Origin of the sequence: Pseudonocardia sp. N23 (genome assembly GCF_002583555.1) — a bacterium.
Lineage (GTDB): Bacteria > Actinomycetota > Actinomycetes > Mycobacteriales > Pseudonocardiaceae > Pseudonocardia.
In genome coordinates, this window is sequence record NZ_BEGX01000005.1 from 94,764 (window position 1) to 102,706 (window position 7,943).

General features: G+C 76.8%; 5 protein-coding genes. 2 read left to right on the forward strand and 3 right to left on the reverse strand.

What is annotated here, in order from left to right:
- Window positions 1-146 precede the first annotated feature (146 nt).
- Complete coding sequence (locus TOK_RS03615; protein WP_253258159.1) at window positions 147-1,409, reverse strand: multidrug effflux MFS transporter; 1,263 nt, start codon at window positions 1,407-1,409, stop codon at window positions 147-149.
- Between the two features lie 181 nt (window positions 1,410-1,590).
- Between TOK_RS03615 and TOK_RS33750 the strand changes: the two genes are divergently transcribed.
- Together TOK_RS33750 and TOK_RS03625 are read left to right on the forward strand one after the other, a co-directional pair.
- Complete coding sequence (locus TOK_RS33750; protein WP_253258160.1) at window positions 1,591-2,775, forward strand: 5-formyltetrahydrofolate cyclo-ligase; 1,185 nt, start codon at window positions 1,591-1,593, stop codon at window positions 2,773-2,775.
- Between the two features lie 35 nt (window positions 2,776-2,810).
- Window positions 2,811-3,320 (forward strand): O-acetyl-ADP-ribose deacetylase, encoded by a 510-nt coding sequence (locus TOK_RS03625; RefSeq protein WP_098956338.1) that lies wholly within the window; start codon window positions 2,811-2,813, stop codon window positions 3,318-3,320.
- On the opposite strand, the gene TOK_RS03630 is transcribed toward TOK_RS03625, so the two are convergent.
- Both TOK_RS03630 and TOK_RS32330 read right to left on the reverse strand, forming a co-directional pair.
- Window positions 3,317-4,375 carry a Wadjet anti-phage system protein JetD domain-containing protein gene (locus TOK_RS03630; protein ID WP_098956339.1) on the reverse strand — a complete coding sequence of 353 codons (1,059 nt, stop codon included), beginning with the start codon at window positions 4,373-4,375 and terminating at the stop codon, window positions 3,317-3,319. The two genes, TOK_RS03625 and TOK_RS03630, sit on opposite strands and share 4 nt — an antisense overlap.
- Before the next feature lie 28 nt (window positions 4,376-4,403).
- On the reverse strand, window positions 4,404-7,943 hold a 3,540-nt coding region (locus tag TOK_RS32330; protein ID WP_098956340.1), incomplete at its 5' end, for a hypothetical protein.

The window sequence follows — 7,943 nt, forward strand, 5'->3', positions numbered from 1 at the left end:
TCGTCGCGACGCCGGGAGGGCGTCGCATGAACGGCTCGGGCTACCCCGACGCCCGTCGGGCCAACCCGCCGCGATGCCCTGTCCGACTGTGATTCCCGTCGCCGGACTCCCCGTGCGAACCGGACCGGACGTGACGGTCGGGAGTCTCAGGGCGAACCCGGCGGGGTCCCGGGAGGCGTCTCGTCGCGGGGCGGTCCGTCGCGGGGCGGCCCGGGGTCGGGATCGCGGGAGCGGAGCACCGGGACCGCCAGCAGGACGGCGGCCGCAGCGGTGCCCGCCATCGTCACCGCCATGACGAGCGGGGTCACCCCGCCGGCCGACGCGGCCGGCGGGATCAGGGCGCCGGTCAGGAACTGGCCCAGCCCCAGCAGCGCCGACGCCGCCCCCGCCGACGTCGCCTGGCCCGACATGGCGAGGGCGGTGGCGTTGGGCATGATCATCCCGACGGCGCCGACGATCACGAACAGCGGCGGCAGCACGGCCCACACCGAGCGGGTCAGGAGCACCCCGGCGACGAGCACGAGCGCGGCGGCCAGAGCGGCCACCACGGCGGCGCCGAGGAGGCGTCGCGGCCCGACCCGGTCGACCAGCCACGCCGAGACCCGCCCGGCGAGCACGATCCCGGTGGCGTTGACGGCGAACACGATGCCGTAGAGCTGCGGCGAGAGCCCGTACCCGTCGGCCTGCAGGACGAAGCTGCCCATCGCGATGTAGACGAACATCGAGCAGCACCCCAGCGCCAGCACCGCGGCCGGGGCGAGGAAGGAACGGTCGCGCGCGACCGTGCCGAGCGCCCGCAGCGTGTTCCGTGCCCCACCGGTGCACCGCCGCGCCGGCGGGAGCGTCTCGGGCAGGGTGAACGCGGCGACGAGCAGCACCAGCCCGATCCCGGCGAGGACGACGAACACGCCCCGCCAGTCGGTGACCCGCAGCAGCTGGCTCCCGATCACCGGAGCGAGCACGGGTGCGGCGCCGCTGACGACCATGAGCAGCGCGAACACCCGCGCCGCGGCCCGCCCCTCCCACTGGTCGCGCACCATCGCCCTGGCCACGACGATCCCGACCGCGCCCGCGAGCCCACCCAGCAGCCGCAGCACGAGCAGCACCTCGATCGACGGCGCGAACGCGCAGGCCAGCGACGTCACCGCGAACAGGGCCACGCCGACGAGCAGCGGCAGCCGCCGGCCGCGGCGGTCGGACAGCGGGCCCGCGACGAGCTGGCCCACGGCGAGTCCGACCATGCACAGCGACATCGTGAGCTGGCCGGTGGCCTCGGTGGTGTGCAGGTCGTCGGTGAGCGCGGGCAGGCCGGGCAGGTAGAGGTCCATCGACAGCGGCCCGAACATCGACAGCCCGCCGAGGGCGAGGACCTGGCGCAGGGGGGGCCGGGTCCGGGTCTCGGTCGTCACCCCCCTGATCCTTCGTGCCGGCGGCCGGGAACGCCAGCGACCCTTCCGTTTCCCGGGAGCCGCCGCCCGCGACGCCCTCGCCGACTCCCAGCTGCGCCCCGACCTCGGGCACGCGACGTCGACGATCCGCGCGAAGCGGGCCGCCGTCGTCGCCGAGCGCGGCGACTGGGAACAGCTGCGGGTGGCGGGCGAGGCGATCAAGGCCGCGACAATGGCCCGGCTCGACGAGCACCTCGAACGTCTCGAGTCCGAGGCCACCGCCCGCGGCGGCGTCGTCCACCGGGCCCGGGACGCCAACGAGGCCAACGAGATCGTCACGCGGCTGGTCGCGGCGACGGGTGCGCGGGAGGTCGTCAAGGCCAGGTCGATGGCGACGCAGGAGATGCGCCGACCAGGTCGTGGCTCGGTGCCGGAGCTGGTCGCCGCGCTCACCCCGGCCCGGCCGATCACGTTCGTCAGCGGGCCGTCGGCGACCTCGGACATCGAGCTGCAGCGCGTAGAGGGCGTCCACGGCCCCCGCACCCAACTGAGCTGCGCCACGGTGCCGTTCTCGTTCACCGAGGTGGGTGCGAGCCGGTGGCCCGGCTACGGTCTGCGCATGGCACGACGGCACGACCACGACGCGGGCGGCGACCCCGAGGTGCTGGCGGCCAAGGCCGCGCTGCGCGACGAGGTGTGGACCTCGCTCACCGAGGGCGGCGTCGCGCGCTTTCCCGGGGCCCGCAACCGGATCTCCAACTTCACCGGCGCCGAGGCCGCGGCGCAGCGGCTGCGCGAGCTGCCCGAGTGGGCGGCGGCGCGCCGTGTGAAGTCCAACCCCGACTCCGCGCAGCTCCCCGTGCGGCAGCGGGCCCTGGAGGACGGCAAGACCGTCTACATGGCCGTTCCACGCCTCGCCGAGGACGAGCCCTTCTTCCTGCTCGACCCCGACCACCTCGCCGACCCGCCACGCAGGGCCGTCTCGATCAAGAACGCGATGCGCTCGGCCCGCCGCGTCGCCGTCGACGAGCTGGAGCCGGTCGACCTCGTCGTCACCGGGTGCGTCGCCGTCGGCGAGGACGGTGCGCGGCTGGGCAAGGGCGGCGGGTTCGCCGACCTGGAGTTCGCCCTCGCCAGTGCGGCCGGGCTGATCGGGCCGGATACGGTCGTCGTGACCACGGTCCACGAGCTGCAGGTCCGCCCTGCCGGCGTCATCCCGACGTCGTCGCACGACGCGCCCGTCGACCTGATCGTCACCCCGGACCGGGTGATCGACTGCCGCGCCACCCGCCGCGACCGCCCGACCGGCCACATCGAGTGGGCCTCGCTGACCGAGGAGAAGATTGCCGCGATCCCGCTGCTGACCGCGCTGCGGAAGAGGTCGTGAGCGCTGGCGACCGTCGCCACTCACAGGAGGTACGCGTGACCGAGATCGTGCTCGTGCGGGGCGACATCACCGCGGCCGAGGTCGACGCCGTCGTCAACGCGGCGAACTCGTCGTTGCTGGGGGGCGGCGGTGTCGACGGCGCGATCCACCGCCGCGGCGGGCCCGCGATCCTCGCCGAGTGCCGGGAGCTGCGGGCCACGCGGTACCCCGACGGGCTGCCCACCGGTCAGGCCGTCGCCACCACCGCCGGGGACCTGCCGGCACGCTGGGTGATCCACACCGTCGGGCCGGTGTACGCGAAGCGGGACGACCGTCGGCACCTGCTGGAGTCGTGCTACCGGGAGTCGCTGCGGGTGGCCGACGAGCTGGGCGCGGCCACCGTCGCGTTCCCCGCCGTGTCGGCCGGCATCTACGGCTGGCCGCTCGGCGACGCCGCCCGCGCCGCCGTGGAGACGGTGCGCGCCACCGGCTCCGCCGTGCGTGAGGCCAGGTTCGTGCTGTTCTCCGACGACGTGCTCGACGCGTTCCGGGCCGCCGTCGGCTAGCGGAGGTCGCGCAGGTCCGTCTCCGAGAGCTGCTCGCGCCCGATCCACTCCTGGGCCAGCCGGGTATCGCTGCGCAGCAGGTCGGCGGCGGCCCCGCGCAGGCCGTCGGGCAGCCACGCGGTCAGCTCCGCGACGTCGCCGAGGAACGGCCGGGCGGGCTGCGGCTCGCCCTCGTCGAGAAGCCAGGCGTAGAGGGTCGACGGGTTCAGGGCCGGCAGGCCGAGCGCCTCGGCGGTCATCTCGCCGCGGCGGGCGATCTCCAGGCCGCCGGCATCGAGGTCGCCGAAGTACGACAGCTGCTCCGGCGGTTCCTCGGCCAGCGCCTCCAGGACGACGCCGAGCTGGTTGCCCATCCCCCACACCACCTGGCCGACGGTGCCGTCGTCGGGCAGGGCGTCGGCGAGCGACTCCCACGTCGCGACGTTCTCGACGACGAGGGTGATCGGCCCGTCGCCGACGTGGCGGGTGGTGGGATGCCAGCGGGCCCGGCGGATGCCGAGAAGGTCCGGTGTGAGCCGCCCGTCGCGGAAGAGCCGGCCGCGCAGCATCCGGCCGAGGGCCTTCTCGTCGCCGGTCAGGCGCAGCGACCGTTCCTGGACGGGAACGACGTCGTCGGCGCCGCCCGCGGCGAGCAGCTCCTGGACACCGTCGAGCAGGGTCCGTTCGGTGGGGGTGGGGTACTCGTCGCGCAGGAACGCGGGCACCCAGCGCAGCTCGGCGTGCCAGGCGGTCGCGGTGGCGGGCTGCACGTCCGGGGGGTCGGGCACGAGGCCGGGCCGGCCCACGCGGGTGACGAACCGCGGCAGCGCGGGCCGGGGCAACGTCTCCCACCCGGTGCCGCCGACCCGCGGCAGCCGCACCACACCGGCCTCCGCCAGCTCCTCGCAGACGGCGCGCAGCCGGGTGCGGGCGTCGTCGGCACCCGCGAGGCTCGTGTCGGCCTTGTGCGCGGCGGCGTGCAGCACGTCGAGGGTGATGCGGCCGGTGCGGGCGGCGCCGACGACGTCGGCCAGCCGGGCGGCCAGCGGCGAGAGCTGCGGCTCGGTCGTGGTCACGGGCACCTCACATCAGGGTCAAGGCGGGTCACATCAGGGTGAGAACGGGGTCCTCGCGCCAGACCCGGGTCGTGTCGATCGCGTCGGACGGGTCGGCGTCGGCGAGGATGCGTTCCTCCTGGCGGACGTACTGGCGCCCCCGTGTCGACGCCGACGGCCCGCCCGCCACGTTGCGCATCCGGATGATGTTGGGGAACCGCCCGACGGCCTTGAGGTCCCCGACGCCGGTGAGGAAGATCAGCTGCACGCCGTTGGCGGCGGCGACCTTGCGCTGCAGGTCGAGGAACACGACGTAGTTGGCCTTGCCCAGCGGGTTGTCCAGCGGTAGCGCGCCCAGGCCGGGCACGTCGCGGCCGCGGCTGGTGGCGCGCAGCTTGGCGACCATGCAGAACAGCAGCAGCGAGATCGTCACCTTCTCCCCACCCGACCATTTGCGCATCCGCTCGACCGACACCCGTTCGACGGCGAACGTCGTCGACGGTTTGAGGACGCGCGCCTTCCAGTTGCCGTCGCCGACGACGGCGTCGGTGGCCTGCCACAGCAGTTCGAGGCCGCGCGGCACCTCGGCGCCGCGGGAGGTGAGGGAGTCGACGAGGCGGGAGCACCGGTCGCGGACGACGGCGTCGGCGGTCTCGACGCTCGCCCGCGGCCCGACCTCCAGGAACCGCTGCCCGGCCCACTCCCCCAGCGTCCCGGGCAGCTCCGACAGCGACTGGGCCCGTGACAGCGAGCGCAGTGCCTGGCGGACCATGCCGGTCATCGCGGTGACGACGACGCCCTTGTCCTCCTCCAGGTCGGTGAGCCGCTCGCGCAGGTTCACCGCGTAGACGGCGAGGTCGGCGGCGAGGGTGTCGGCGACGGGCGCGAGCTCCCCGGCGACGTCGGCGACGCGGAACCGGTCGCGCACATCGGGTTTGACCGCGGCGAACCGGTCGGCGGCCGCCCAGACGACGATCCGGCGGGCCACGTCCTCGACCGTCGTCGAGGCCTCTCGGGCCTGGGCGAGGGCGGCGTCGACGGCGGCACGGGCCGCGGTGACGGCCGCGTGCGCATCGTCGAGCGAGCCCACCTCGGCGGGGTCGTCGCAGGTGCCCGGGTCGACGCGCAGCAGTTCGAGCAGGTGGGTCAGCCCGGTCGACCGTTCACGGGCGTTGCTGCGCAACGCTTCCGCGTCGCGGGCGCTGTCCTCGGCGGCGGACCTGGCGGCGAGCAGCTCGGAGGCGCGGGCGGCGGCCTCGGTGGCGGCGTCGAGCGCCCGGGTGCGGACGGCGTCGAGCTCCGCGGGATCCGCTGCGACATCCGGCTCCTCGGACCCGGCCGGTGCCGGGTGCGCGGCCAGCTCGGCGTCGGCGTCGCGTTGCTCCGCGCGCAGCTCCCCCGTCGCCGACGTCAGCTGCTCGGCCACACCCTGGGCCCGCGCGGCGGCGGCGTCGCGCGTCGCGGGGTCGGCACCGTCGGGCCCGTCGAGCAGCGCCTCGGCGCGCGCCCGGACGTCGGCGCGCAGGCCGGCGACCCGGGCGGCCGGTGCGGCGAGTGCCCGGCGGGCCTCCTCCAGCGCGACGGCCAGGGACGACTCCGACACCTCCCGCCGGTAGGCCTGGTCGGCGCTCTCGAAGGCGCGCCGGGCGTCGTCGATCGACATCGCGGCCGTGCCGGGTCCGGGATCGGGCAGCGACGCGCGGAGATCGCGCTGTTCGGTGAGTGCCCGGCGCACCGCGACGACCTGGTCGGCGGCCGCCCCGGCGGCGGTGCGGGCCTGCGACTCGGCGGCCGTGGCGCGCTCCACCTCGGCACCGCGGGCGGCGATCCGGGCGGGCAGCTCCGCGGCACGCGCACGCCGGTCTGCGGCGTCACGGACGCGCGGGAGCAGCGCCGACAGCGTCGCGATCGCCGCGGCCGCGCTCCGGCGGGCCCGTTCCAGCTCGCCGCGGCGGGTCTCGGCGTCGGCCTCCCGCGCGCCCAGCGCGGCGACGTCGGCCGCGATCCGGGCCAGGTCGGTGTCAGCCGTGGCGACGGCCTCTGCGGCCTCCGCGGCGGCGGCGTCGAGGGCGGCGAGGGTGCCGGGCGGGCAGTCGGCGCGCAGCTGGTCGAGGCGGCGCCGCCGGTCGGCGTCGGCGTCGCGCTGGGCGACGAGCTCGGCGTCGGCACGGGCGCGGTGCGCGCGGGCGGCCTCGCGCCGGTCGATCTCCGCCCCCGCGGCGGCCCGGTCGGTCAGCGCGGCGGCGGGCGGCAACAGCCAGGCCCCGACGTCCGTACCGGCGGCACGGTCGAGATCGCGGGTCGTGGCCAGCACCACCGGCGACGTGGGGCGCAGCCCCGACGCGGTCAGCGCCGCGCGGGCGGCGGGCAGGTCGCGTTCCTCGTGGACGAGCAACCCACCCGCCAGCGCCGGTGCGACCGTCATCAGCTCGGCACGCCGCTCCGGCGGCACCGAGTCGGCGAGGTAGCGCCAGCCCGTCGTCACCGGGATCCCGGCGCGGTCGAGGACGTCGACGGCCCGGACGACGTCGAGCGCGGCCGGGAGCAGCCGGTCGGCGCCCAGCGTCGCGAGGGCGCGTTCGTCGTCGGCGTCGGCGACCGCCAGCTCCACCCGGCCACGCTCGGCGCGGGAGACCGCGGCGGTGAGCAGGGCCGCGAGGTCGACGGCCTCGGCGACGGGATCGACGTCGGCCCCACCCGCGAGCGCGCGCAGCCGCTCGTCGACGGCCAGCTCGTCGACCCGGGCCCGCAGCTCCTCGGCGCGCGCGCCGGTGGACTCCGCGGTGCGTTCGGCGGCGCGGCGCGCGGCACCGACGCTGTCGGCCGAGGCGGCGAGCTCGGCGCGGCGCTCGCGCAGCATGGCCCGTTCGGCGGTGAGCCGCTCGATCTCGTCGGCGGCGTCGGCGTCGAGGCCCTCGTTGCGGGCGATCGCGTCCTCGACCGCCGGCGCGTCGATCGCGGCGGCAGGGGCGTGGTCGAGGTGTCCGGCGACCGCGGTGAGGTCGGCCTCGAGGCCGGCGAGGGCCTGGGTGACCGCGGTGAGCTCCCCGGCGAGGGCACCCCGTTGCTCGGACGCCTCCTGCGCCGCTGTCCGCGCCGCGCGCTCGGCCTCCCGGGCCTGGGCGACCTCGGCGTCGAGCGCGGCGACCCGGGCGTCGAGGGCGGCGATGCTCGCGTCGAGTGCGTGGGCATAACCGGCGGCGGTCTCGTCGAGGCGGGCGCGCAGCGGGGCGGCCTCGGCGGTCGCCGCGGTGAGCTGCTCCTCCAGCGACACGACGCGACGCCGGGCGTGGCGGGCCGCGTCGACGGTCGCGACGGCGTTCCAGCCCGCGACGACGGCCGTTGCGGCGGAGTGTTCCTCGGCGAGCCGGGTGGCACGCAGCCGGGCGGCGGCGACCCGGGCGGCGGCGCCGTGGTGCCGGGCCCCGGCCTCGGCGACGCGTTCGGCGGCAGCCGCGGCGGCGTGTCCGGCGGCCACCTCGGCGAGCTCCGCGACGCGCGCCGTGTGGGTCTCGGCGTCGGCCTCGGCGCGGCGGGTCGCGGCGGCGAGCGCGCCCGCCAGGTCCCGGGCGGCGGCCTCGGCAGCCGT